The sequence below is a fragment of the Bacillus infantis genome (assembly GCF_050107595.1).
GTDB lineage: Bacteria > Bacillota > Bacilli > Bacillales > Cytobacillaceae > Bacillus_AB > Bacillus_AB infantis_C.
In genome coordinates this window covers 70,549-96,368 of the sequence record NZ_JBNILH010000008.1, presented here as the reverse complement: position 1 = coordinate 96,368, position 25,820 = coordinate 70,549, and the positions used below count along the sequence as shown (strand labels likewise).

Here is a 25,820-nt window from a genome sequence, read left to right as displayed (position 1 = left end):
TCAGTTGAATAGAAAAAGAGGCAGCGGTGGATTCCCGCTGCCTCTTCAATCTGCTTATTCAGCACCTGCTGTTTACTTTTTTCCTCTTCTCTTCAGCTTCATTAAGCTTTCGTACACAATCGGCACAATCAGCAATGTAAGAAGCGTGGAGCTAGTGAGTCCGCCTATTACGGTCACACCGAGTCCTTTGGAAATCAGGCCGCTTCCTTCAAGACCGACTGCCAGCGGAGCCAAAGCCCCGATCGTTGCGATGGCTGTCATCAGGATTGGACGAAGCCTTGTACCGGCTGCTTCCAGAAGCGCTTCCCGTGTTGACAGGCCTTCCTGTTCTTTATGGATGACCCGGTCAATCAGAACGATTGCATTGGTCACAACAATTCCGATCAGCATCAATGCCCCGATCATTGCAGATACGCTCAAGGTCTCACCGGCAATCAATAGTCCGACAAGAGCTCCGATGATCGTGAACGGCAATGAGAACAGAATGGCAAATGGCGCAAGCCCGCCGCCAAAAGTGATGACCAGAACGAGATATACGATCGCAATGGCAGCAAGCATCGCAAGCCCAAGCTGTGTAAAGGATTCATTGATATCCTCCGTTACACCGCCCATTGAAATCTCAACATTAGAAGGCAAATCAAGCTTATCAGCTTCCGCATTCACATCCGCAGAAACTTTTGCAACATCCTTCGCTGTAATCTCTCCGCTGACATCAGCGTAAATCCGGCCGTCCTGTCTTGTAATCGTATCGGAAGTCGTTCCTTCCTGAATTTCGACCACATCTTTGATCGGCACCTCAATTCCCAGTGGAGACTGAATCGTTTGGTCTGTAAGATCATCGATATTCTGGTAGGATTCTGCTTCCATTTCAACATATACGTTGACTTCTTCGTTATCATAATCGATCGTCGTCAGCACCTGGCGCTGGCCTGTGTTGGAAAGGCCCATGCCGATCTGTGCTGCAGACAGTCCCAGGCTGCTCAATTTCTCCTGGTCAGCCACAAGTGTGTACTCGTCATACGTATCTGAGATGCTTGTTTTAACATTTGTCAAAGAATCATTATCTTTAAAGATGCCTTCAAGTTCGGAGATGACCGGCTCAATATCATCCATGCTGTCTCCGTATACCTGCATGGAAAGCGCGCTGCTTGCGCCCATACCGGAGAAATCCTGGCTTGCCCATTCTCCTTTATCAGCCGTACCTTTCAGCTCTTCAATTACATCCTCTTTTTCTTTATCAAAATTCTCTTTGCTATCTTCATATTCTACAAAGAACATAGCGGAATTGGACTGGCCGGGGTTCATCGGATTTTCTCCGCCCACAGAGAACTGCAGATTTTTCACTCCGTCCCTGTCGAGAAGCATTTCTTCTGCCCGGCCGGCAATTTCCTCTACCTCTTCAAGTGTCTGGCCCGGCTCCGGTTTATATGTTGCAATCACCATTTTCTGCTCATCGGCAGGCAGGAAAGAGACACCGATTACGGGTACAAGGAATAGGCTTCCGACCAGCATCAGTATGGCAATTCCCGAGGTAATGATTTTGTGGTTCAATGCCCAGTTAAGGACCTTCCGGTAGCCTGAAGCAAGCTTGCCGGGCTTTTCTTCATCCAGATGCTGATGCTTGGCCGGCAATCCGTTCTTAAAGAACGTGTGGGCCATCATCGGCACAATCGTAATCGCTACAAGAAGCGATGCAAGCAAGGCAAATACAACGGTAAGGGCGAACGGAAGGAACAACTCCCCAACCGTACCTTTAACCAATCCAAGCGGGAGGAATACCGCAATGGTTACAATGGTTGAAGACAGGATCGGCATAAACATTTCCTTCGTTGCCGAAACAATCAATTCCCGTCCTGACAGCTCTTCACCTTTAAGGCTCATCCGGCGGAAAATATTTTCAATGACGACGATTGAATCATCGATTACACGGCCGATGGCCACAGTCATTGCACCCAAAGTCATAATGTTCAGCGTGATATCCATCTGTTTCAGCAGAAGTATCGCAATAAGCAGCGACAATGGAATTGAAATGACCGATATGATCGTCGTCCTGAAATTGCGCAGGAACAGAAGAATGATGATCATTGCAAAAATTGCCCCAAATACGGCTTTGCTCAGCATCGTCTCAACAGATTCTTCGATCGGCTCTCCCTGGTCAAAGATCGGCGTTACCTTCAAGCCATCAATGTCTTTTTCAAGCTCTGAAAGCTGGGCCTTTACATCATTGACAACTTCAACCGTATTGGCATCGGCCGCTTTAACAATCTGTACGCCGATTGATGTTTCGCCATTTGTCCTTGAAATCGATTCGGCTTTGCCGACCACTTCAATAGTGGCGATATCCTGAAGCTCCACAGTCGGAATTCCCGCTGCTGCACCAGCCTGTGCCTGGCCTGCGCCCTGCTGTGCACCTGCACCCGGTGCAGCACCCTGCTGCTGTCCTGCAGCCTGCTGGCCGCTTTCAGCCGGAGCACCTTGGGCCTGCTGGCCGGCTCCCTGCGGAACAGCCGGAATCTTCAGCTGTTTTAAGTCATCTATTGTAGAGATATTTCCATCAATAACAACCGACTTTTCAGTGTTTTCAAATGTATACAATCCCAGCGGGAAAGAAACATCAGAACCTTTGATGATGTTCTTGACTGTTTCTTCATCCAGTCCATACTCTGCCATCTTTTCCTGGTCAAACGTGAGCTGGGCTTCCTGAAGCTGCTGACCTGATATCTGGACAGAGGAAACTCCATCTAACCCTTCGAGCTCAGGCACAATCTGCTCCTCGGCCATTTTTGTCAGCTCAGGCAAAGATTTTTTCTCATCAGAGATGCTCAGGGACATGATTGGGAAGGCATCCAGGCTGAGGCGGGAAACACCCGGCTCCTGGACACCGTCTGGAAATTCAATGCTGTCCAGCGCTTCCTTCACTTCTTCCTGTGCTTTATCCATATCTTTGTCAAAATTGTATTGAATCTGAACCGATGAAGCATTCTGGAATGAAGAAGAGCTTACGACTGACACTCCTTCAAGATTTTGGACCCTCTTTTCAATCGGTTCTGAAATTTCATCTGCTACTTGTTCCGGAGTGGCACCCGGATAAACCGTCATCACCGAAACAAGCGGTGTCGAAATGCTCGGGATGGTTTCCATTTTCATGTTCAGCCCGGAATACAAGCCTGCTGCCGTAATAATAATCGTCAGAAGCCAGACAGCAAATTTGTTTTTCAGGGAAAACTGGATAATGCTTTTCATACGTCCTCTCCTTGCTATAATTGATTTAAATAACTTTTTGTATTATGATGTGACTGACTGGTCACTCCAGTGCCTAGCATAACTGACTGACCGGTCATACGTCAAGTTTTACCATAGGTTAAAAATGTGGCGATATTGTGACTAGCAGCAGGACGCTGCAGTTTTTATAAACGGCTTAAAGAAACCCAGACAGGGAGGTTGCTATCATTGAAGGAAAAAGAAAAACTGATACTTGATTCCGCTAAAAAACTATTTGCCAAAAAGGGCTTCAGCTCAACCTCCATCCAGGAAATCGTCCATGATACAGGTATATCAAAGGGAGCCTTCTATCTTTATTTCAAGTCAAAGGAAGAACTCCTCCATGCTATTTTCAACAATAGCTTCGATGAATTGCATGCAGAAATTTTTGTGTTTGAAAACAGGGACCTGGAGCCCCGCGAGAAATTCATCAGCCAGCTGAGTTCTCTTTTCAATACATTTGCCACGCATAAAGACTTTATGATCATGCTTACCCGTGAGCAGGCGCTGCCAAGGGATGAAGCACTAAAGGAACTTATATTCGCACGGATCATAGAGGTGCATCAATTTTACAGAAATGGCCTGTCTTCCATCTATGGTGAGAAAATCACTCCATATCTATGGGATCTCTCCATGATGATTGAAGGCATGTTCCATCCATTCTTTAAGATTCTCATGCATGATCCTGAAAACTTTAAAGCAGATGGGGTTGCTGAGTATATCATGCGAAGGATGGACAGCATTGTCGGCGGCATCCTCGAGGAAGAGCCGATCATCTCTGAGGAAAAAAATGCGGCTCTGCTGGAAGCAGCAAAAGAAATGCTTGCCGGGCACAGGGGTAATTTAAATTCGGCTGTGAAAAGCATGAAAAAGGAAGCGTTGTCAGGAAGGCATAAAGAAGATCTGGCAGTGTCCATGGAAGTGCTGGAAGCGGAAATTATGAGCAGCAGCCCTAGGGTCCCGGTCATCCAGGGCATGCTGTCCAACTTCAAAGGAATCCAAGAATTTACTTCCTATATTTCTGTGATTGCAGAGCATTTTCATATAAAATTGTGATGGTTCGGATCAGGCAGGGAGGGCTGTGTAAGAGCATTGCCAGATATACCTCACAGACACCGAACAGGCTTAATACAAAAAAAGGCAGGAAAATGCATCAATGACGCATCTCCCTGCCTTTATACTTTTTCTTTATCCTTCTCGTAAACGGACTCCTGGAATTCCTTCCATTGCCTCAGCTGTTCAGAATACATTCCAAACTCTTTTTTATTCCTGCAGTCCAGCGACTGATTGACTTTGTAGCTCAAATGGTTGATCTTTAATGCCAGGTCAAAGAAGGAGCACATCTTTCCGGTCAGATAATAATCTTCCAAGTCGGAAATAGACATATATACCTGCCGCTCTCCATTAATATCTATTAAAAAGAACCATCCCAGAAGGTCAACATACTTTCTCTCACACGTGATGGCCAAGACATCGCCCTTTTTCAGATCGAGCGGGCCGGAGGCATTAGCCGCGCAGCACGCCCTGCAGACAGGATATTCATGCCTGAAAGCTTCCAATACCGCAAACTGATGATTCAATACCAGTCCCTCCTATCAATGATTTTAAAATTATGTACTAAAGCGGGACTGCAGAGGGGTTTTGGCAAGTCAGCCCCGCTTTAAGTGATATTGATTATCAATATCATTGAGTTCATTATAATTGATATTGATTCTCAATGTCAATCGAGTAATTAACATTTTTTAGATTTCCCTTGAATAGCTTCCATCAAAACAGAAAAGCCGCACCCCTAAAAGGATGCGGCTTTCAATGGACCTGACGGGATTTCAACCCGCAAAATGCACAGTTTTTTTCACTGGAAAAAACCGGCTGCTCTTTGCATTGAGCTACAGGCACCATGCTATTATATTTTCCAATTTAAAAAACTTTATACGAACAAAAGCGCAAGCGCCTTAATCACCCTTAAGGAACGCAGACTAAGACCGCCACGTCCTATGGCAACGCCTGCATGACCAGCTTCCTGGGGGCCTCAAGCCAAACCTTCAGGAAAGGCGTTCTTTGCCTTTTTGGGAGGTTTGGCTTATGACCTCGGCGCATCTGCTGGACGTGGATCAAGAATTGAGAATTATCCAAAAGTCTTTCAATTTAAAATTCCTTAACTATAAGAAGAATGCCGCGGCAAACGCGGCACCCCCTGGATGATTATTTTATGAAAAACAGAAGCCCGGAAAAAGGACGTTTTTTCTTGTCCGTCACTTTTATTTTGTCTGCCAGGATCTTTTCCTGGTTTTCTTCAATCCACTTTTTGACTTCCACTTTATTTTCGCATGTTGTATGATACATTTCACCGCGTTTTCCTGAAGCGTTAATGACGTATCTGCAGCGTGTATTCACCATGCAAAACCACCCTAACAATGATTTTTTCACTCATTATAGCAGGTTCTTAAAATAATGCATCCATCTTTTATCCTGCCTTTTCCCTGTTGATTTATAGATGATTTCCCAGCATTTTTAAAGGCAAAATCTTCTACTGGCCCTGATTGAGGGTTTCGCTCCAATCAAGGATGGCGTCACCTTCCAGATATCTTTCGGCGTCAAGGGCTGCCATGCAGCCGGTTCCTGCCGCCGTGATTGCCTGACGGTACCTTTTATCCTGGACATCTCCGCAGGCAAACACTCCTTTGATATTGGTCTCTGTCGTGCCCGGCTTCACAGTGATATAGCCAGACTCATCCAGGTCGATCTGGCTGCCGAGGAATCCTGTATTGGGCCTGTGGCCAATCGCAACAAAGATGCCATCCGTTTCAAGGATTTCTTCTTCGCCCGTTTCATTATTCAGCACTTTAAGGCCGGTTACCTTATCAGATTCTGAAAGGATCTCCACAGGAGTCCTGTTCAGCTTCCAGCTGATTTTCTGATTTTCTCTTGCCCTGTTCTGCATAATCTTTGAAGCCCGAAGCTCATCCCTGCGGTGGACAACGGTCACATTATCAGCAAATTTAGTGAGGAAGTTGGCTTCTTCCATCGCAGAATCCCCGCCGCCGATGATCAGGACTTTTTTTCCGCGGAAAAAGAACCCGTCACAAGTGGCACAGGTGCTGACTCCCTTGCCGATATTATCTTTCTCGCCCGGGATGTTCATAAGCTTTGCAGAGGCGCCCGTTGAAAGAATGACTGATTCTGCTTCTATTTCTCCAATCCCGTCAGCCTTCATCCGGAACGGCTTTTTTGAGAAATCAGCTTCTGTCACCCATCCTCTCTTAAAGACAGCGCCAAAGCGTTCAGCCTGCTTTCTCATATTTTCCATCAGCTCAGGACCCATGATTCCATCAGTGAAACCCGGGAAGTTCTCAACCTCTGTCGTCAGTGTCAGCTGTCCTCCAGGCTGATCGCCCTCAATGATTACCGGACTCATATTGGCACGGGCCAAATAGATCGCTGCAGTCAGGCCGGCCGGTCCGGTTCCCAAAATTACTACCTTTTCCATATGATCAACCTCCAATAACAGTTTCTATTTCATTCGTACCCTTTTAAGCCTTTTTTATAACAGAATCCTCCAACTGGCCAGGTGCAACTATTTCTGCAAAAAAAGGAAGCTTCCCTCATGACTTGGGAAGCTTCCTGCAGTTCTATTTGTCCTTTATCCTTAAAAGCCGCAGCCCATTCAGCGTAACGATCAATGTTGCGCCCATATCAGCAAAGATGGCGATCCATAAAGTAAGCCAGCCGGGAATGACGAGCAGCAGGGCCACGAGCTTTATGCCCACCGAGAATGTTATATTCTGCTTAATGATCGTCATTGCTTTTCTGCTCAGCAGAACCGTGAACGGCAGCTTCCCAAGGTCATCAGCCATCAATGCAATATCCGCTGTTTCAAGAGCTGTATCCGTACCAGCGCCTCCCATGGCAATCCCTACTGTTGAAGCAGCCAGTGCAGGTGCATCATTCACACCGTCACCAACCATGCCGGCACGGTGATATTTCTCCCGCAATTCTTTGATATAGGAGAGTTTGTCTGCAGGCAGCAGTTCGGCTTTGATGTCTGTTACTCCCGCTTGGTCTCCAATAGCTTTCGCCGTTCCAAGATTATCACCTGTCAGCATTACAGTCTTCTCAATTCCTAATGAGTGCAGCTTTTGAATGACATCCCTGCTATTTTCCCTTAGAACATCCGCTACAGCAATCACTCCCAGAATTCCAGCTGGTGTTCCTGCTGCCATCACTGTCTTGCCTTGATTTTGCAGACGCAGGATCATCACTCTTAATTCATCAGGAATTCCATTCAGCAGTACTTCATCAAAAAGATTTGGACTGCCGACATAGTAGGTTTCACCATATAATCTGCCTTTAATTCCCTTTCCCGTGACGGAGGCAAAGTCCTCCACTTCAATGTTTTTGTAGTCCAGCCCTTCTTGCTCTGCTTTTTTCATGATGGCTGATGCCAATGGATGCTGTGAGCCATTCTCCAGGGCAGCTACAACAGAAAGCAGCTGTTTGGATTCAGTCCCGGGAGAGGGTATATAATCCGTGACAACGGGAGTTCCTTTTGTAAGGGTCCCTGTTTTATCAAAGGCAAGAGCCTTAATGGCCCCCATCTCTTCCAGGTGGATCCCGCCTTTGATCAGTACGCCATTTTTAGCAGCATTCCCAATCGCCGTCACGATGGCAACCGGAGTTGAAATGACCAGGGCACACGGACAGCCAACCACCAGCACAGCCAGTCCCTGGTAGATCCATTCGCTCCAGTCAGCACCAAAAAATAGAGGCGGTACAACTGCCGCACCAAATGCCACTAGTATAATAATGGGTGTGTAGTACTTTGCAAATCTGTCGACAAATGCCTGTGAAGGGGCCCTTTCAGCCTGTGCCTCTTCTACAAGATGAATGATTTTCGCAATTGTCGTATCTTCTGCCCGTTTTGTGACTTGAACTTCAAGGACACCTTCTTCGTTCAACGTTCCAGCGAATACTTCATCCCCAATGCTTTTTGAAACGGGGACAGATTCACCTGTGATCGCCGCCTGGTTAACGGAAGAAAAGCCTTTAGCCACGTTTCCATCCATCGCAATTTTCTGTCCTGGCTTTATAATCATAATATCTCCCGGCTGTATGTCTTCCACTTCAACCAACAGTTCCTGATTTCCCCTGCGGATCAGCGCTTCCTTAGGGGCAATATCCATCAGTGTCCGGATCGATTGCCGGGCTTTATCCATGGAATAAGTCTCAAGGGCTTCACTGATGGCAAATAATATGACAACAGTCGCCCCTTCCCCCCATTCACCTATAAAAGCTGCCCCAATGACCGCTATGGTCATCAGCGTCCTCATATCAAACTGGAGGCGGAAGAGATTTTTTAAGCCGGTTATAAAAAGGCGCCAGCCTCCCACTGCTATCGATGCACCGTACGCAAGGACAGAGGACAGGCTTCCCTCGCCATTCACCTGTCCAGCTGCCCACCCTATAATCAACAGGAGAAAGGATGCAAAAACATAAGAATGCTTTTGCCAAAAAGGCTCTTTCTTTTCTTCAAACCGCTGATCCTCAGGAATGATCCGCAGGTTTTCAAAGGCACCGGCCTTTTCCAGTTCCATAATCGTGGCGTCTCCGTATACAGTCAGTTTTGAAGCGCCAAAGTTTACATTTGCATTAGAAACACCATCCAGGTGTTTTACGTTCTTTTCGAACTTAGCGGCACAGCCTGCTCAGGAAAAGCCCTGCACTCTATAGACCGTTTTATCAATGGATTTTTCCAAAGACTCACTCATTGGCCGGCCACCTCCTTCTGATGTTCAAAGGCAATCCGTATCAGCTGCTTCACATGGTCGTCATCCAGTGAATAATAAACCAGCTTGCCCTCTTTTCGGTATTTTGCCAGCCCAAGATTGCGCAGCAGGCGCAAGTGGTGGGAGGCTGCAGCAGTCGTACTTCCGACAATATTGGCAGCATCACATACGCACAGTTCCTCTTCATGGCAAAGGGAAAGAGCAATCTTAACCCTGGTATCATCGGACAGCGCCTTAAATAAATGCGCAACTGCCTGTGTATTTTCTTTTTCAATGCTATTCTTTATACGTTTAACTTTTACTTCATCCACGCATTTTACTTCACAGATGTCATTCTGCATCATAGCATCACCTCAACATTCAAACATATATTTGATTATTAGTTTATGCAAATTTCGTCAAACGGTCAATTATTTGCTTGAATGTTCTGGAAAAACCCCCGGGAATTATGTGTCTAATTTTTGAAATAGCAAAAATCCTTTCTGACATTAGTTCAATAGAGGTTGTTTCATTGGGAGTTTTTTTTGTATGCTAGCATAGTAAAAGAAGATTTAAGAGAGAGGGAGGTTCCATGAAGAAATCTATTTTTCCCGTTCTTGCTGCCATCATGCTGGCTGCTGGATGTTCTTCTGCAGAGGAAGACTCTTCATATGCAGGCCATTCAGGTGAACATAAAAACCAGAGTGCCCCAGAATTAACTTATACCTTAGGAAGCAATGATTGGGCGGCCGTGACCACTTATACGGACAGCCCTGAAATACTGGAAGCTTATCAGTTTGCAGTCGAGCATCCCGAGGTACTTAATTATATGCCATGCTATTGCGGCTGCTACGAGGAAGATGGCCACGAAAGCAATACCAATTGCTTTGTTGACAGCGTTAACGGCAGCACCGTTTCCCTTGATACAATGGGCTTTGGCTGAGGGGTCTGTGTAGACATAGCCCGTGAGGCTAAATCAGAGTTTAATAAAGGGACATCTCTTAAAGATATCCGTAATATGATCGATGAAAAATATAAAGGGACTGGGATTGAATCGACTCCTACCCCAATGCCTGAAGTATAAAAACTTTGGCGGCAAAAGAAAAGCACACATCTGAAACTGCAGATGTGTGCTTTCTATTTTTGCATTTTAACAGGAGCTTCCTTCATTTTTACATTTCTTACTTAAGCCAAAACCTGCGCTTGACTCAAACGCCAGTTTCGCTGAAACGCTTGATGCGATCTCCTATCTCATCACGCACGCGCTGGAAAAATGCCCATTTTTCCTCGTCTGTTCCTTCTGCTTTGGCAGGGTCATCAAAGCCCCAGTGCTCGCGTTTTACATGAGGGGGCGTCATTGGGCATTTATCTGCTGCATCGCCGCAGAGTGTAACCACGAGATCAGCATTGTTCAGGACTTCCGTGTCGATGATATCTGATGTCTGGCTGGAAATATCAATGTCCGCTTCCTTCATAGCTTTTACTGCACTTGGATTCAGCCCGTGCGCTTCGATACCCGCACTATATACGTTCCAATCCTCGCCTAAATATTTTTTGGCCCACCCTTCAGCCATCTGGCTTCTGCATGAGTTTCCGGTGCATAGAAAATAAATTGTTTTTTTAGACATGTGTCAGGTCTCCTTTGATGTTTAATATTAAAGTATGAGCAGCCAGATATATAAGCCGGCCAATGTAATAAACAAGGTCGGGATAGTCAGGATAATCCCTGTCTTGAAATAGGTTCCCCAGGAAATCCTGACTCCTTTCAGGGATAATACGTGAAGCCAAAGAAGCGTAGCAAGCGACCCGATCGGTGTAATCTTAGGTCCAAGATCCGAACCGATGACATTCGCATAAATGAGTGCTTCCCTGATGGTTCCGCTGGTATCAGTATCTGCAATTGCCAGGGCGTCAATCATGACGGTTGGCATGTTGTTCATTACTGATGAGAGGATGGCAGCAATAAAGCCCATACCGATTGTTGCTGCGAATAAGCCTTGATCAGCTGCCAATTGAATAACATCGGCCAGTACATCTGTCAGCCCGGCATTCCGCAGTCCGTAGACAACGACATACATGCCGATTGAAAAGAAAACAATGGCCCAGGGAGCCCCCTTAAGGACCGTTTTGGTCTTTACGGCCGGACTCCGCCTTGCCATAAGCAGAAAGAAGATGGCAATGATGCCTGCAATGAAGGATACCGGGACTCCTATAAATTCGCTGGCAAAATAGCCAGCCAGTAAAACGCCCAGTACAATCCATGATAGGCGGAACATCCTCTGGTCTTTGATTGCTTCAGACGGTTCCTTTAACTGGGAAAGATCATATTGTTTCGGAATGCTTTTTCTAAAGAAAAGATATAGGACCAGGATGCTGGCTCCAAGTGAAAAGAAATTCGGAATAATCATCCTTGATGCAAACTCAGCAAAGCCGATGCCGAAAAAGTCGGCTGAAACGATATTCACCAAATTGCTTACAACTAAAGGCAAGGAAGTCGTGTCCGCTATAAAACCGCTGGCGATGATGAATGGAAACACCATCTTTTCATTCAAGTTCAGATTCCGCACCATTGCCAGGACAATCGGTGTCAAGATGAGTGCGGCTCCATCGTTCGCAAAAAAGGCTGCCACCAAGGCCCCCAGAATGCTGATATAGATAAACATGCGGACACCGCTGCCCTTCGCGGCCCTTGCCATATGAAGGGCGGACCACTCGAAGAACCCAATCTCATCCAGGATGAGTGAGATGATAATGATTGCAATAAAAGCGAGAGTCGCATTCCAGACAATTGATGTTACATCCCTTACGTCTCCGAAGTCTACAACGCCAGCAATCAAGGCGAGAATCGCCCCGCCGCATGCCGACCAGCCAATTGACAGGCCTTTTGGCTGCCAAATGACCAGAATCAGCGTGAATAAAAATATCATTGCTGCTAATATGACTGATGTCAAACTGCTGTCCCCCCTTAAACTTATTATTCACAGGAAATCCTGAGTCCTTGATCCTCAAGCTCCTTTAATTTATGGTCTTGGCTGGGAAGGTGCTGAAGAAGGCTTGAAATGACAGGATAATATTCACTTTCCTTGTAAAGGGAATAGATGATCCACTGGCCTCTTCTCGCCTCTTTCACAATGCCGGCGTCCTTTAGTTTCCTTATATGCTGGCTTATGGCAGGCTGGCTTATCTGGAATATTCCGGTAAAATCGCAAACACAATAATCATTTGTATCGAGCAGCTTTACCATTGTCAGGCGGGTTTTATCTCCTAACAATTTTAGGATGCCTGCTGCTTTATCAAGATCTGCTATGACTTTCTCCAAACTGAACACCTCCCGTCACTACATAACCAATTGCTTATATAATAGTATGCTTATATGTGAATTGCAAGAGACTCTTTTCATATCCTTGCTTTAGGTTCCCTCAATTTGTTTGGGGTAATTCTTTGAACTTTATAGATTTCCACATTAGGATGACTAGCAGCATGATGCCGGAAGCCAGCCAAAAAACATTTGCCATTCCTATCGACTTTTCTAACAAATATCCAGTAATTGGCCCCACAGCTGCTCCCAGGTCAATGACGATTGTATAAGCTGTGATGAAATAAACTTTGCCTGAAGACCTAGAGCCATACTGAGAAATAAGTGTATCCATCACGGTAATAAGAATGGAAGAGGCCAGCAGATGCATTAGTAAAAGAGGCAGCCATATTGAAATCGGCAGATGCAGGGGAATCACTGCCAGAAGAAGCGCGGCAACACCTAAAAATAACAGCAGTATTTTATGCATATTATCTGTTCTGTCCAATGCAGATCCTACTTTTGACATAACAAAAGGAGCGATTCCCCATCTGATGGCCTGCATGATGCCAGCTAAAGCAGCTGCCCCTATGACCAGCCCATGAATATTGACTTGATCTGAGTATTGAATCTCAATCAAATGGCTTAAGCTTGCTGTCAGCATCCCATCAAGAAGCATTATCACCAGAAAGGACGACAGAAAAATCCTGATTAATTCTGGTTTCTTAAGAAGCTTCACATTTTCATATATGGTTGGGCCTGTTTGTTTTGGCGTATTTGTATGCAGAGTCTCAGGAAGAAATAGATGCAGGAAAGGAAGAATGATGAAAACAGAAAGCCCTAATATCATACTGATGGCTGACATCCCGAACAAATCAGCAAACAGCCCCCCTAGAAGCATGCCGAACAGGCTTCCGAGCCTGTACAGCCCGTTATACACCCCCATGAGCTGGCCCCGATTGCTGTCCGCTGCAAGCTGTAATATCAATAAATAAGCTCCAATCTTAAATATGGACCAGCAGAACCCCCAGATTGACCGAAGAAGAATCCATAATTCAAAATCTTTCACCACACCATATCCTAAGGTCGTGATGCCGCTAAAAATAACAGCTATGTATATCGCATTTCGAAATGTGACCTTTTTAAAGAAAAAGCCAATGAGCGGATTCAGCGGCAGTCTCACAAAGCGGTTAACAGACAATAATACGCCGACCTGGATCAAAGATGAAAGCCCCGCTTCTTTCCAATGGACCGGCAAAACAATATAAAGCATAGAATCACCAGCCATACTGATTGCGGTCAAAAGGGCCATGCCTATTATAGTCTGCCTGTCAGTCTGCATTCTGCCCTCCCCTTTCAAAAGGACCAGTCATGGTTTGGCTGGTCCTTTGTGCTGACTTATAAATTTTTTAATTCCAGCGAAGCGACAACGGCAGGTCCGCAGCAAGATTCCTGGCCGGCGCTCGCAGCCATGGTGTCAGACACACAGCAGCTTGATTGGATATTGGTACTGCATACCCCTGTCTCCGGCAGCTCAAGCTGTACTTCTTCTGCACCTTTCTTATCGCCGGTCAGATAGGCAACTATGGAACGGACCTGTTCATAGCCTGTCGCAAGCAGGAAAGTCGGGGCCCTGCCATAGCTCTTCATGCCGGCAATATAGAAGTCCTTCTCAGGCTGGCGCAGTTCCTTTTCGCCATGCGGCCGAACGGTCCCGCAGCTATGAATATTCGGATCTATCAGCGGTGCAAGTTCACTGGCACTTTCTACCGCAGCATCCAGCTGCAGCCTCACCTCATGCAGGAATGCTGTATCCGGCCGGAACCCCGTTCCTGCCACAACTTCATCAATATCCCCAATAGACATCCATTCTCCATTCAGCTCTCCTATTAAGGATAGTTTACCGCTGACTGATTGGACCTGGCTGATATGAAAGGGAGTTAAAACCTTCACAGCCCCGGACTCCACAAGCTGCTGAATTCTTATACCAAGCTCTCCACGGGCAGGCAGCCCATCATTTTCCTGCCCGCCGTACACTTCAGTTATATGCTTTTTGCGGAGTATCCAGTGAATGGCTGTTTCCGGATATTTTTCTTTTAGCATTGCCAGTTCAAGTAGGCTGTTAATGGCGGAATGGCCGCTTCCAACCACCGCTATGGTTTTATTTTTATATTTATCTTCCTGTTTTTGAATATCAGGAATACCATAATGAATGCGGTCTCCCAGCGTTCTTTCTGATTTCGTCCAGATCCCATTTGACAGAATAGGATTGGGATTGGTCCATGTACCTGAGCAATCAATTACAGCTTTCGCTTCGAACAATTCTGTCTCTTCTTCAACATCCACATAGAGTTGGAATGGAGAACTGTCCCGCTTTCCCGTTCTGAGTTTATCGTGAGCTTTCCTAGCGATACCGACAACTTTAGCACGCATTACGATATTTTCCTTTATTGCCGGAAGGCTGCTTAACGGAAGGAGATACCGTTCGATAAGCTCCCCTCCTGCAGGCAGCTCTTGATCATCCGGAGCTATCCATCCGGATGCCTCCAGCAATTCCTTCGCTGCTGCATCCACATTGTACTGCCAGGGAGAAAACATCCTCACATGACTCCATTCCTTTATGCTGGAACCCACATCCTCGCCGGATTCAAATAAAATAAATGGCTCATCTTTTTTTACTAAATGGGCGGCTGCTGCAAGACCGACCGGACCTCCTCCGATAATCGCAACAGGCAATTGCCCCTCATTAAACCTCTTCATTATCCTGCCCTCCTAATTTTCAGCAAAATTTTTAACAGCCTTTATTGTCTTTCCTGTCTCCGCAGCAGATTGGGGATTCTGTCATGACATTCGCCAAAAGGCGGACCGAGCGCTGGACAATTTCCCGCTCGAAATCATTCATACGGGCAAAGACATCTTCCAGATAGGCATTCACCTGTTCATCAATGCCTCCTGCAACTTTCTTTCCTGTGTCTGTCAATGAAAGGATGCTCGCCCTTTTATCTTCTTTGGATGGAAGTTTTTCAACCAGTCCCATTTTGCTCAATGTCTGAATCTGCCTTGAGAATGTGGCAATTTCCACCCCCAGCAGATCGGCGACATACTGCATGGACGGATTATGATTGACGCTTATTTCATAAAGGATATGGCTTTGAATCGCGGATACATCTATTCCATCTACAGAACAGCACACTTTGTTCAGCAGTCCAAAGCTTCTGGTAATGGATTGAAATGATTCTCTCATGCTAGTCCCTCCCTATATCCATGCAATCTTTTTTTCCTTCGTTTCCGTGATGCCGGAAATGATGGAGAAAGCTGTTTTTCTAAGGCCTAATATAAATCTGAATGTCGGACCATGACTATGGGATGAAAGGGGACCTGCAAAATACAGTCCAGGTATATTCGATTCAAATGACTCACTCAATCTTGGGAACTGGGAAAAGCCTTGTTCCCTGTCAATTTGCTCACGCAATTCGGCATTGATAAAATAGGCTTTGTCTAAATCGATATGAAACCCTGAGGCTGACAGGAGGTGGTCCACCAGCTTTTCTGTTCCATCAGTCAACTTTAACAGCAATTGACCGTCCTGTTCTTTTATCTGTTCGATTTGTACATTTGCCCTTTGGGGAACGATTCCTTCGACATATGGTTTTAAGAAATGAGCAATGCTCCCTGGCGACTGGCCCCATTCTTCTTTCTTTTCCTCATCAGGGAGATGGAAAAATACATCACCCAGATCTCTCAGTTCAATTTCAGCTTCTCTGCTTCCGGCATAATTAGGTGAGGAGGCTCGGTATACCAGCTCCACCTCTGCTCCTTCACGATTCAAAAGGCCGGCTGCTTCCCATGCACTCTGTCCGCTTCCGAGCACGATAACCTTCTTTCCCTTAAAGGCTGAGAAGTCTGTGTATCCTGAAGTGTGGGAAACCAGCTTTGGCGAAAACTTTCTAACCATCTCCGGCAAGTATTTATAATGCTCAACTCCAGTTGCAACAACTACGTTTTTGGCAAGATGCTTTTCACCTGAACCAGAAACAACTTCGTAGATTCCTTCCTTAAAGGAAACATGAGTGATTAATTGCGGAGTAAATATGATTCCTGCTTTTTCCGCAAACCAGCTGGCATATTGTGTAAAGGTGGTGCGTGGAAGAGGAGTGACAAGCTGTATCCCTGTTTCCTCCGCAAACTGGTGGACCGTCCATTTGTCTTCTGGATCAGAGAAACTCACAAAATCATGCGGGGTTCGGATGAACATATCCTGCGGCATTTGATTTTTCCAAAAATCCATAGGATATCCAAAAATTTGATAAGAAAGACCATTTCCCACTGCATGGGCAGCAAGTGATATTCCGTAAGGCCCAGAGCCAATAATGATGACATCCAACACAGTAACCTCTCCTTTAGTTTACAAAATTGAGTATATGAATTTAATAATAGATTTATTTAATTAATTTATATAACTTTTAGTTGATTTTTGCAAGTATTATTCAAAAAAAAAAAAAAAAAAAGCGCCAGTCATTCGTCCTAATGTGTTTAGCTGCCATTTGTTCTCTTATTTTTCAACAAATCTAAAAATGAATGAGAGTAAATAATGGACCTAATATAAAGCATTTTTCATTTCTTCGAATTTTTCATCAATATGTATTCATTATCTTTATGGAGGCCCAAAAAGTGAATAATATAAAATTGAATTCACTTGAAAAAATCAAGTAACTTCAACCACCAGGGTTCATCAAATTGACCATCAGATACCTGATGAAAACCGCTGAAGATCCCCCAATGTGTAATACCTTGTTCATGGTGGACATTTGGCGTATAAAACGAAAATAAGAGAAAATTCACTCTCTCCACTTTAACAATTGCTGGAAGTGGTTCTCCAGTCTGCTTTTCACTGAATTCCAGATAGTCCTGTTTTGAAGGATTGGTCATAATTAATAAAACCGACAGTAACACAGCAGCACCAAAAATCAAAAAGTTTTTCTTCATGGATCGTGCTCCTTCATACAATCTTATAGTGCATATTCGCTGGATCTTCCGATTTATCCTCTCCTGGATTCTTTGCCAACAGAAAAGGAAGCCGAACGGCTTCCCCTTTTACTTCTTTTAGAGCTACAGATATTTTCGGTGTATCCCCTTCCCATCATAAGTAAACAGCATCTGTTTCCCCTCGACAATTGTTTCCAAGTTGACGCTGCGCCCCCAAAGCTGATGAACGTAAGGAAGTACTTTCTCAAGGTATTTCAGATCCAGTTCAATTCCTTCAAATCCGTGCTTTAGGTACAGCTCTCCATTTTTCAGGTAATCTCCGTCTACGACTGTTAGGTACGGGAATCCACCATTGACCCTCATGCTGACCAGCTGGTCCCTGACCTCTTCCCAGCCTTTGTCGACGATTTTGTAATCCTTGCCCTGCTTTTGGAACAGATACATATCCTCCCGCATGACAAGGTCTTTTGTCAGGTAATTGCGCAGGAAGGAGATATCTGATTCAACTTCGCGCACCTCAAACATCTTTTCCCTGCCTGATCCGCTTTGGACGCCCCGCTTTTTCATTTCCTCTGTAGGATTGTCATAGCGGTCTTCTATATCCTCAAAAATTTTCAGGCCAAGATAATATGGATTGATATTTGTCCGCGAAGGCTGCACCACCCCTGCGTTCAGCTTTGCAAATTCAATCGATTCATCGCTGGTCAGATCCAATTCCCGAAGGATTCTTTGATGCCAGTAGGAAGCCCAGCCTTCGTTCATGATTTTCGTTTCCAGCTGCGGCCAGAAATACAGCATTTCCTCACGCATCATCGTTAAGATATCACGCTGCCAGTCTGAAAGTTCCCGGCTGTATGATTCAATAAACAGCAGAAGGTCCTTCTCGGGCTGCGGCGGAATTTTCTTCAGCTTCTTTTTCTTCTCCGGCTTCCTTTTGCTCCTGCTGTCCAGATTCCAGAGATCATCGTAAGGAGTCGCAGCCGGCGCTTCATCTTCCTCATATTCAAGGTCCTCCGCGCTCCAGGCAAGCTTCGGACGCATCAGGCTTGGATCAATATGCTCTTCGATGGCAAGCACAGCATCCAGGAAGGTTTCCACCTCATGCTTTCCATGCTCGATTTCATACTGGCGGATCCTTTCTGCTGTTGCAGACATGCTCTCCACCATATCCCTTTTTGTGTTCTGAAAACGGATATTATTTTTAAAAAAGTCGCAGTGGGCAAGGACGTGGGCAACAATCAGTTTATTCTGGATCAGCGAATTCGAATCAAGCAGAAAGGCGTAGCAGGGATCTGAATTGATGACAAGCTCATATATTTTTGAAAGGCCAAGGTCATAATGGAGCTTCATCTTATAGAACTGCTTGCCAAAGCTCCAGTGGGAAAATCGTGTGGGCATCCCGTAGGCGCCAAATGTATAAATGATATCGGCAGGGCATATTTCATACCGCATCGGATAAAAATCCAAGCCGAAACCCGTGGCAATCTCGGTAATTTCCTGTATGGCATGCTCTAGGCCTCTGCGGTCGGTGTCTCTCATCATCTCTCCTCCTTCATCTTCTTATCTCAATTTATGAGAGAAGGACGGGATTGATGAATCAATAAAAAGGGACTCTGGATCCTGAGCCCCTTGGTGCGCTACTTTTTCTCTTCCACCGACAAGCTGATCAATTTGTCATTGACAGTGTCATGCGACACCCTTACGACGACTGTCTTCGTTTTCTGGCCCTCTTTTACCTGAAACTCGAATAAGTCTGCTGCCGTATTCTCTGACAATGCCTGGCGCCCCTGGAACTGGTAGTCAACGACTTCTTCCCCGGGATAGTCCTCTTTGATGACGGCTGTCGCAATCCGGCCGAACTTTTCATAATCAGGCTTCTGCACAGCCAGGGCTGCAGGAGAAGCAAAGGATGAAAGTAAGAATCCAAAAAGCAGTATAGATAGGAAATGTTTTTTCATGCTGTGGACCTCCATCTTTTTCATTAGCTTTCTTCAGAAGAGAAGCCTTTATACATAGTCATTTCCTGAAGAAAAGTATCCGGGACTGACAGTTCATATGCAGGTAAAAGATGAAAGACGCGCTGTATCAGGAAGACCAACATTTGCTGAGAGAATTCTGTACTGAAGGGCGCAAACTAATATCATCTCCTCAACACAGGAGGGTGAGCCAGATGAATAAAGTCGATTATGACCGGGCGCTGTACTACACACACCGTTCGGAATGGGATAATCTCCTGATATTGATGGTCCGGACCCAGGACCAGTTCCTTTCAAAGAAAATCGAGCATTTCCTGCATGCGTATAACTTTGAAAAAGACTATTCCATGATTGAAAAGCATTTGTATTCTTTGCTGAGATATATCGATCATGCAAATGAAATTTCAGAGGAGAGCCTATTCAAGGAGCCTCTGTCTATATAAGGATTCCACCAAAAAAACACGGTCATTCAGGCCGTGTTTTCCTTTGCTTCCCCTATAGTTTTCTCCGGTTTTCCTTCCTGGAACAGCAGCTTTCCAGCTATAACAGCCGCTGCGAATGAAAAAATGAGCAGGAGGGATAAAATATAAAAACTGAATGCTATGCTTGGGGCTCCTGACAGCCCGGTAAAAACAACCAGCAGCAGAGTCCGGATTAAAAGGCCCATGGAACGGAACAGGCTGTCTGTCCTGCCAATCAGATGATTGGGCACCATTTCCATCATAAGCGCATTCCTTGCCACCCTTGTTCCCGCATTGCCAAAGGCCAGGAAGACGGCCAAGGATAAGAAGACAGGAACATCTTTTATAAAGACAATAACCGAAATGGCTGCTGTATAGGCACCGATCGTCAGAATGATCGACCTTTCATTGCCCCACCGGGAAGCGATTGCTGGAACAGCGAGTCCGGCAAATGCGGCTCCTATCCCATAGATCATGCTTTGGGTTCCATATACCGAAGCATCAGCCTGCAGAATATCCGCAATATAAACTGGGAAAAGGTAATTGGTCACCATTACGCCAATAAAAGGCATCATCGAAGCAAAGAGGAAGACAAACAGCGCCGGCCTTGCTTTCAGATACAAAAGACCGCCTCCAGCCTTCACAGTCCCCTGCTGCTTAACAGACTTTTCTCCTGAGGTATAAGGAATCAGCCAAAACAGCCCCAAAGCGCCCAAATAGGTCAAAGCATCAATCAGCAGTATCCGCTCAAGAGGGACAGTGGATATAATCGCCGCTGCAAGCGCCCCCGCTGCCACACTTGAAAGCTGGCCCTGAATCTCCATGGCTCCATTCAGCCTTCTATAGTGTGAAGGGTCGAAAATTTCCTGGTTAAATGCAAAGATGGCGGGATAAAACAATGTATAATAAAGGCTTCCAGCCCCGTAAAGGATCATTAAATGAACCGTTTCATAATCGAGTCCGAAATAGCCTGCTGCTGAAAAAGCAGCTATTGTGATAAAGCCTGCTCCTTCCCCGAACAACAGAATCCTTTTGCGGGAAAAGCGGTCAATCAGCTGGCCAAAAAATGGTGTAACTGCAAAATTGATGATGGTCATGGCTATGGCCGCATATCCAAAGACTTTCCCTCCGTTTTCACCAGATGCAAGCAGCCAGGGAATGGCAATCATGGTAATCCCCGACCCGATGGAAGACAGAATATTGGCAGCAACAATAAAGCAAAAGCGACGATCGCGGTACAATCCATTCATGCTTTTTCCTTACTTGCCCTTCATCTGGACATAGCCATTTACATAAAGTTTCAGTTCATCCATCAGCTGATCGACGAGAGCTGCCGGCTCCTCGTTCAGCCCGTCATTATCATAATCAAAGCAGTGAGGATCAAGCACAAGCTGTTTTGGGATCACATTTGCATAGACCCCTCTTCCAACAGTCCTCATATTATTCAGGGCATTAATGCCCCCTTTTCCTCCGCCGGATACAGCGAGCAGTGCAACCGGCTTATGGGCGAACTGATCACTGCTTAGAAAATCAAGGGCGTTTTTCAGCACGCCGCTCATGGCGCTGTGGTATTCAGGCGAAGCAAGAACGATCCCGTCTGCCTCTGCAGCCCTCTGGCGCAGCTCCTTTACAGCCGTCAGCTCGAACTGGTGCTGCTCCCCGCTGTAGAGGGGGATTTCCCCCAGGCTTAAATCGATCAGGTCTGCTCCGTACTTTTTGGCAATATACCGGGCAGCGATTCCTGTCCTGCCCTTTTTTCGTGGACTTCCGCTAAATACTGCAATTTTCATGCTAGTTCTCTCTCCTTTTCTGTAGCTTCTCTATGTTCTTAATTATAGGGAGAGACTGCACCGCGGAAATCGTCGCTTTGTTTTAATGTTACATACATATTTAGTCTAACTGAAAATTCAGGCACCTACAACTTTGGATGGAGCCGATTTAAACAAGCTTTTCCTTCACGGCCAGCAGCGCTGCCTGCGTCCGGTCAGAAATCTCGAGCTTTGACAGCAGATTGGATACATGTGTCTTGACCGTTTTCTCTGTGATAAAAAGGGAGGCTGCGATCTCTTTGTTGCTTTTCCCTTTCGCTATCTCCTTCAATACGTCGAGTTCCCGTTTTGTCAGTTCATCTATGGGGCTTTTCTTTTTATCCTTATTGGACAGATGTGACAGCAGGTGGGATGTTGCCTTGGGATGGAGCTGATTTTCCCCTTTCATAACCTGGATGATCGCCTTCACAAGCTCATCCGGTTCTATATCCTTCAGCTGGTATCCCGAAGCCCCGGCCTCGAGCGCCGGAATGACATGGTCCTGATCAGAAAAGCTGGTCAGCATTAGAACCTTCGTTTCCGGATGTTTCTGTTTGATCAGCCTTGTTGCCTCTACCCCATTCATATTCGGCATATCCAGGTCCATGAGGACTATATCCGGCTTTAATCTCCCTGTCTGCTCGACAGCCTCCAGCCCATCCTTTGCCTCCCCGGCGATTTCAATCTCCTGCTGGGTCTTAAGGAAAAAAATCAGACCCCTTCTGACAACATGGTGGTCATCAGCCACCAGCACGCGCACTTTCATCATAATCCCCCTTAAATCGGTATGCTTATCTGTATTTCTGTCCCTTGGCCGGGCGCTGTTTTGATAGAGAAACTGCCCTTTAGCATTTCCGCCCTTGCCTTCATGCTGTTCAGCCCCATGCTCGGGAGTCCCTTTCCCTTGCTGTAATAGAAGCCGCAGCCTTCATCCTTTATGATCATTATGATCCTGCTGCTGTCTGCCTCCACAAAAAGCCGCACTGAACCTTGGCCTGAGTGCTTCTTGCAGTTTCCAAACGCTTCCTGCCCCATTCTCCATAATGCTTCTTCAATCTTTCCCGGAAGGGCGATGATCCCTTTTACTTCTGCCTCAACCTGGAGACCGAGCATCTGGCCATAATTCTTCAGTGCGCTTACAAGCCCGTTCTCAAGGCCGCGCGGGCGAAGCTGCCAGATCAGCGCCCTCATCTCGCTGAGCGCCTCCTGGGCAAGATCTTGTATGTAAGAAAATGTTTCCTTCACTTCGGCTCCTTCGACCATTTCCATTCCGCCCCTTGCCGTTAGGTTCACAGAAAATAACAGCTGATTGACAGAGTCATGCAAGTCTCTTGCAAGCCGATTCCTCTCAGCCGTAAGAGCCAATTCCTGCTCCCTCTGGGTCAAGGCGATCCGTTTAAGGGCCGTGCCTATTTGAAACGCAACTGATTCCAATAATGCCAGCTCCCCATCAGAGAATCTGGTTTTATGAGGGGAGCCGATGTTAAGGATGCCAAACCTCTCTTCCCCTGCCCTTAAAGGAACACTGGCATGGTGGGTCAGCCCATTCGTTTCCCCGCGCCCTTCTTCAATCGCGTCTTCAATCCGCTTGCAGCCGATAATATTGGTTGCCTTATTCAGCTTGCCACTATTGAATCTTTCAACACACCAGCATCCTCCCTGGCACATTGGCGCATAATGATTTAAAGACAAGGCCTGCGGAAGCCGCTCTTTTGCGGCTAGATTATACTTGCCTTCCCCATCAATGAGAAAGATCCAGCCTGTTTCCAGATTTGTCACTTCAAGCAGCTTCTTCAGCACTTCCGGCAGGACTGACTTCATATCCGTCCCCTCATTGAGAAGCTCTGCGATTTCTTTTAATATTTTCACTTCAGAAAGCCGGTCTTCCATGGTCATGCTCGTGCCTCCCGTTTGGTCTCTCTCTATTATAATGCTTTTTTAACAGCTCGGCCTTCGCATTTTGGATGAGAAGTGCCTGCGGCTAAAGTTGCAGCTGCGTTTTAAAAAAGCACAGGAACAAAAGCGCAAGCGCCTTGATCACCCTTAAGGAACGCAGACTAAGAATGCCACGTCCTGTGGCAACGTCTGCATAACCAGCTTCCTGGGGAACTCAAGACGAACCTCCCGGAAAGGCGTTCTTTGCCTTTTTGGGAGGTTTGGCTTGTGACCTCAGCGCAGCTGCTGGCCGTTGATCAAGAATTGATATGATCCACAAGACTTACAATTTATAATTTCCTTAACAGCAAAAAAGGCGGATTCTGCTCTGCAGAACGGCCGCCTTTCTCCAATCAGGCCTTCTTGGCCTCTTCCAGCTTTTTCATTTTTTCATCAATCAGATTCATGAACTCGTTTTCAAGCCTGGCCAGCTTGTCCCTGCTCTCTACCAGCCCGGTGCTATTGACTCCGAAATAGAATTTGATCTTTGGCTCTGTTCCGGAAGGGCGCAGGCAGATCCATGAACCGTCCTCAAAAAGATACTTGATGACATTTGACTTTGGCAGGCCGATTGGCTCTTCTTCCCCTGAGGCCGGCTTTGCAAGGCCAGTAAGATAATCCTCCATCCTCAGTACCTTCCATTCACCCAGGCTTTCAATCGGATCTCTGCGGAAGGAAGCCAGCGTTTCCTGGATCAGCTCGGCCCCCTGCTTCCCTTTAAGGGTAAGAGATCTGAGCCCTTCCAGATAATAGCCGTATTCCTTGTAGACAGCCATCAGCGCATCATACAGCGACATTCCCTTTTTCTTGTAGAAAGCGCATGCTTCTGTCGCCAGAAGGGCAGCCTGGACGGCATCTTTATCACGGGCAAAATCGCCGATCAGATAGCCATAGCTCTCTTCGTAGCCGAACAGGAATTTGTAGCTGTTATCTTTATAGAAAGCATTGATTTTCTCAGCAATGAATTTAAAGCCCGTAAGCACATCCATAACCTCTACATCATGGGACTCGGCAATTTTTGCACCCAGCTCTGATGTAACAATCGTTTTCAGCATCGCTCCATTGGAAGGAAGCGTTCCCTTTGTTTTCTTTTCGCTCAGGATATAGTGAAGCAGAATGGCGCCGGTCTGGTTACCGGTCAGGACGGTGTATTCCCCTTTGTCATCCTTTACCGCGATTCCAAGCCTGTCAGCGTCAGGATCTGTTGCGATCAGGAGATCTGCCCCAACCTCATTGCCAAGCTTGATTGCGAGTTCAAATGCGGCATGCTCTTCCGGATTCGGGCTTTTGACAGTTGAGAAGCCCGGGTCTGGAACAGCCTGCTCTTCAACTGTATAAACATGCCTGTAATCCATTGCTGCCAGTATATCCTGCACAGGCTTTCCGGCCGTTCCATGCAGCGGGGTGAATACGATTTTTATATCTGTTTCACTGCCAAGGGACGGATTTTCAGAAATGGTTTTGAGCTTTTCCTGATAAGCCTGGTCCACTTCCTCACCAATCATCGTAATAAGCCCCTGCTCCAGCAGCGTTTCTTCTTCCGCCGCCTCTATCAGCAATTCATTTTCAATTTCATTTACTTTTTCAATAACGATGTCTGCGCTTTCAGGAGGCAGCTGTGCGCCATCCTCACCGTACACCTTATAGCCATTATACTCAGGCGGGTTGTGGCTTGCGGTGATCACAACACCGGCAAATGCCTGCAGATAGCGGACCGCAAAGGATAGCTCGGGCGTTGGCCTCAAACCTTTGAATACATAGGCGCGGATTCCACGCGTTGCCAGCGTTCTAGCCGTCTCCATTGCAAATTCCTTTGACATATAGCGCGAATCGTACGCGATTGCCGCGCCTCTTTTCTTAGCTTCTGCCCCGTATGTTTCAATATAGGCAGCAAGGCCGGCTGCTGCCTTCCTGACCGTATAAATGTTCATTCTATTGGTGCCGGGGCCGATTTCTCCCCTCATGCCGCCTGTGCCGAACTCAAGATCTTTATAGAAGGCGTCCTCCATCTTGCTGTCATCCAAGCGAAGCTCTGCCAACTCCTTTTTCAGGCTGCTGTCCATGTTTGCATATCCAAGCCATTTTTCCGCTTTTTGTTTCCAGTCCATCTCTTTACCTCCCGGCTGCCTTTCAACAGGCTGATTGCAGTAAAGCATCTGGCGCTCATGCTGCTTTTTTGTCTGTTATGTACTTGTTCACCCCTTCACAGGGCTGCTTAATCTATAGATTCTGCTGCGGCGCGAGAATCTCCTCCTGAAACCTTTCGAGCATTCACGACATTTTTTCCGCAATTTTATTATATAAAAAAAGGCCTGCCAGTGAAAGGCAGGCTGTGA

Annotated in this window: 24 protein-coding genes; 3 read left to right on the top strand and 21 right to left on the bottom strand. The window is 46.3% G+C overall.

What is annotated here, in order from left to right:
* Positions 1-72: 72 nt before the first annotated feature.
* A complete protein-coding gene (locus ACQCVH_RS17220) occupies positions 73-3,243 on the bottom strand; it encodes an efflux RND transporter permease subunit (RefSeq protein WP_426836847.1) in 3,171 nt (1,056 codons plus the stop codon).
* Positions 3,244-3,450: 207 nt separating this feature from the next.
* On the opposite strand from ACQCVH_RS17220, the gene ACQCVH_RS17215 reads away from it, so the two are divergent.
* Positions 3,451-4,317 carry a TetR/AcrR family transcriptional regulator gene (locus tag ACQCVH_RS17215; RefSeq protein ID WP_426836846.1) on the top strand — a complete coding sequence of 289 codons (867 nt, stop codon included), beginning with the start codon at positions 3,451-3,453 and terminating at the stop codon, positions 4,315-4,317.
* Between the two features lie 119 nt (positions 4,318-4,436).
* On the opposite strand, the gene ACQCVH_RS17210 is transcribed toward ACQCVH_RS17215, so the two are convergent.
* The 5 genes from ACQCVH_RS17210 to ACQCVH_RS17190 form a co-directional block, all read right to left on the bottom strand.
* Positions 4,437-4,841 (bottom strand): hypothetical protein, encoded by a 405-nt coding sequence (locus ACQCVH_RS17210; RefSeq protein WP_426836845.1) that lies wholly within the window; start codon positions 4,839-4,841, stop codon positions 4,437-4,439.
* 622 nt (positions 4,842-5,463) lie between these two features.
* On the bottom strand, positions 5,464-5,658 hold the full coding sequence (locus ACQCVH_RS17205; protein WP_426836844.1) for a hypothetical protein: 195 nt from the start codon (positions 5,656-5,658) through the stop codon (positions 5,464-5,466).
* 130 nt (positions 5,659-5,788) lie between these two features.
* Positions 5,789-6,748: a thioredoxin-disulfide reductase gene (trxB, locus tag ACQCVH_RS17200; RefSeq protein WP_426836843.1), complete on the bottom strand. Its 960-nt coding sequence runs from the start codon at positions 6,746-6,748 to the stop codon at positions 5,789-5,791.
* 142 nt (positions 6,749-6,890) lie between these two features.
* Complete coding sequence (locus ACQCVH_RS17195; protein ID WP_426836842.1) at positions 6,891-9,026, bottom strand: heavy metal translocating P-type ATPase; 2,136 nt, start codon at positions 9,024-9,026, stop codon at positions 6,891-6,893.
* Complete coding sequence (locus ACQCVH_RS17190) at positions 9,023-9,388, bottom strand: ArsR/SmtB family transcription factor (protein ID WP_426836841.1); 366 nt, start codon at positions 9,386-9,388, stop codon at positions 9,023-9,025. The genes ACQCVH_RS17195 and ACQCVH_RS17190 overlap by 4 nt, the downstream gene beginning before the upstream one ends.
* Before the next feature lie 227 nt (positions 9,389-9,615).
* Between ACQCVH_RS17190 and ACQCVH_RS17185 the strand changes: the two genes are divergently transcribed.
* On the top strand, positions 9,616-10,107 hold the full coding sequence (locus ACQCVH_RS17185; RefSeq protein WP_426836840.1) for a PCYCGC motif-containing (lipo)protein: 492 nt from the start codon (positions 9,616-9,618) through the stop codon (positions 10,105-10,107).
* A gap of 124 nt (positions 10,108-10,231) precedes the next feature.
* On the opposite strand, the gene arsC is transcribed toward ACQCVH_RS17185, so the two are convergent.
* From arsC to ACQCVH_RS17135, 10 genes are all read right to left on the bottom strand, one after another.
* Entirely contained in the window at positions 10,232-10,651 is a 420-nt protein-coding gene (arsC, locus tag ACQCVH_RS17180) for an arsenate reductase (thioredoxin) (protein WP_426836839.1), read from the bottom strand.
* 27 nt (positions 10,652-10,678) lie between these two features.
* Positions 10,679-11,974, bottom strand: coding sequence for an arsenic transporter (locus ACQCVH_RS17175; protein ID WP_426836838.1), 1,296 nt, complete (start codon positions 11,972-11,974; stop codon positions 10,679-10,681).
* 23 nt (positions 11,975-11,997) lie between these two features.
* Positions 11,998-12,342 carry an ArsR/SmtB family transcription factor gene (locus ACQCVH_RS17170; RefSeq protein ID WP_426836837.1) on the bottom strand — a complete coding sequence of 115 codons (345 nt, stop codon included), beginning with the start codon at positions 12,340-12,342 and terminating at the stop codon, positions 11,998-12,000.
* Between the two features lie 100 nt (positions 12,343-12,442).
* A complete protein-coding gene (locus ACQCVH_RS17165) occupies positions 12,443-13,660 on the bottom strand; it encodes an MFS transporter (protein WP_426836836.1) in 1,218 nt (405 codons plus the stop codon).
* Between the two features lie 56 nt (positions 13,661-13,716).
* Positions 13,717-15,078 (bottom strand): FAD-dependent oxidoreductase, encoded by a 1,362-nt coding sequence (locus ACQCVH_RS17160; RefSeq protein ID WP_426836835.1) that lies wholly within the window; start codon positions 15,076-15,078, stop codon positions 13,717-13,719.
* A 31-nt stretch (positions 15,079-15,109) separates the two neighbouring features.
* Positions 15,110-15,562, bottom strand: coding sequence for a MarR family winged helix-turn-helix transcriptional regulator (locus ACQCVH_RS17155; RefSeq protein WP_426836834.1), 453 nt, complete (start codon positions 15,560-15,562; stop codon positions 15,110-15,112).
* A 12-nt stretch (positions 15,563-15,574) separates the two neighbouring features.
* The gene (locus ACQCVH_RS17150) at positions 15,575-16,705 is read right to left on the bottom strand and encodes an NAD(P)-binding domain-containing protein (protein WP_426836833.1); all 1,131 of its coding nucleotides are present in this window, start codon (positions 16,703-16,705) and stop codon (positions 15,575-15,577) included.
* A 305-nt stretch (positions 16,706-17,010) separates the two neighbouring features.
* Entirely contained in the window at positions 17,011-17,304 is a 294-nt protein-coding gene (locus ACQCVH_RS17145; protein ID WP_426836832.1) for a hypothetical protein, read from the bottom strand.
* A gap of 123 nt (positions 17,305-17,427) precedes the next feature.
* Positions 17,428-18,843, bottom strand: a complete 1,416-nt coding sequence (locus ACQCVH_RS17140) for a SpoVR family protein (RefSeq protein ID WP_426836967.1) — start codon at positions 18,841-18,843, stop codon at positions 17,428-17,430.
* Positions 18,844-18,941: 98 nt separating this feature from the next.
* Positions 18,942-19,262, bottom strand: coding sequence for a YqzG/YhdC family protein (locus ACQCVH_RS17135; protein WP_426836830.1), 321 nt, complete (start codon positions 19,260-19,262; stop codon positions 18,942-18,944).
* 212 nt (positions 19,263-19,474) lie between these two features.
* Here ACQCVH_RS17135 and ACQCVH_RS17130 point away from each other — a divergent pair, with 212 nt between their 5' ends.
* Positions 19,475-19,723, top strand: a complete 249-nt coding sequence (locus ACQCVH_RS17130; RefSeq protein ID WP_148976707.1) for a YhdB family protein — start codon at positions 19,475-19,477, stop codon at positions 19,721-19,723.
* Positions 19,724-19,749: 26 nt separating this feature from the next.
* On the opposite strand, the gene ACQCVH_RS17125 is transcribed toward ACQCVH_RS17130, so the two are convergent.
* From ACQCVH_RS17125 to ACQCVH_RS17105, 5 genes are all read right to left on the bottom strand, one after another.
* A complete protein-coding gene (locus ACQCVH_RS17125) occupies positions 19,750-20,991 on the bottom strand; it encodes an MFS transporter (protein ID WP_426836829.1) in 1,242 nt (413 codons plus the stop codon).
* Between the two features lie 9 nt (positions 20,992-21,000).
* Complete coding sequence (locus ACQCVH_RS17120) at positions 21,001-21,531, bottom strand: NADPH-dependent FMN reductase (protein WP_426836828.1); 531 nt, start codon at positions 21,529-21,531, stop codon at positions 21,001-21,003.
* A gap of 148 nt (positions 21,532-21,679) precedes the next feature.
* Positions 21,680-22,315, bottom strand: a complete 636-nt coding sequence (locus ACQCVH_RS17115) for a response regulator (RefSeq protein WP_426836966.1) — start codon at positions 22,313-22,315, stop codon at positions 21,680-21,682.
* 11 nt (positions 22,316-22,326) lie between these two features.
* A complete protein-coding gene (locus tag ACQCVH_RS17110; RefSeq protein ID WP_426836827.1) occupies positions 22,327-23,445 on the bottom strand; it encodes a GAF domain-containing sensor histidine kinase in 1,119 nt (372 codons plus the stop codon).
* Between the two features lie 392 nt (positions 23,446-23,837).
* Positions 23,838-25,592 (bottom strand): phospho-sugar mutase, encoded by a 1,755-nt coding sequence (locus ACQCVH_RS17105; protein ID WP_426836826.1) that lies wholly within the window; start codon positions 25,590-25,592, stop codon positions 23,838-23,840.
* Positions 25,593-25,820: the final 228 nt, after the last annotated feature.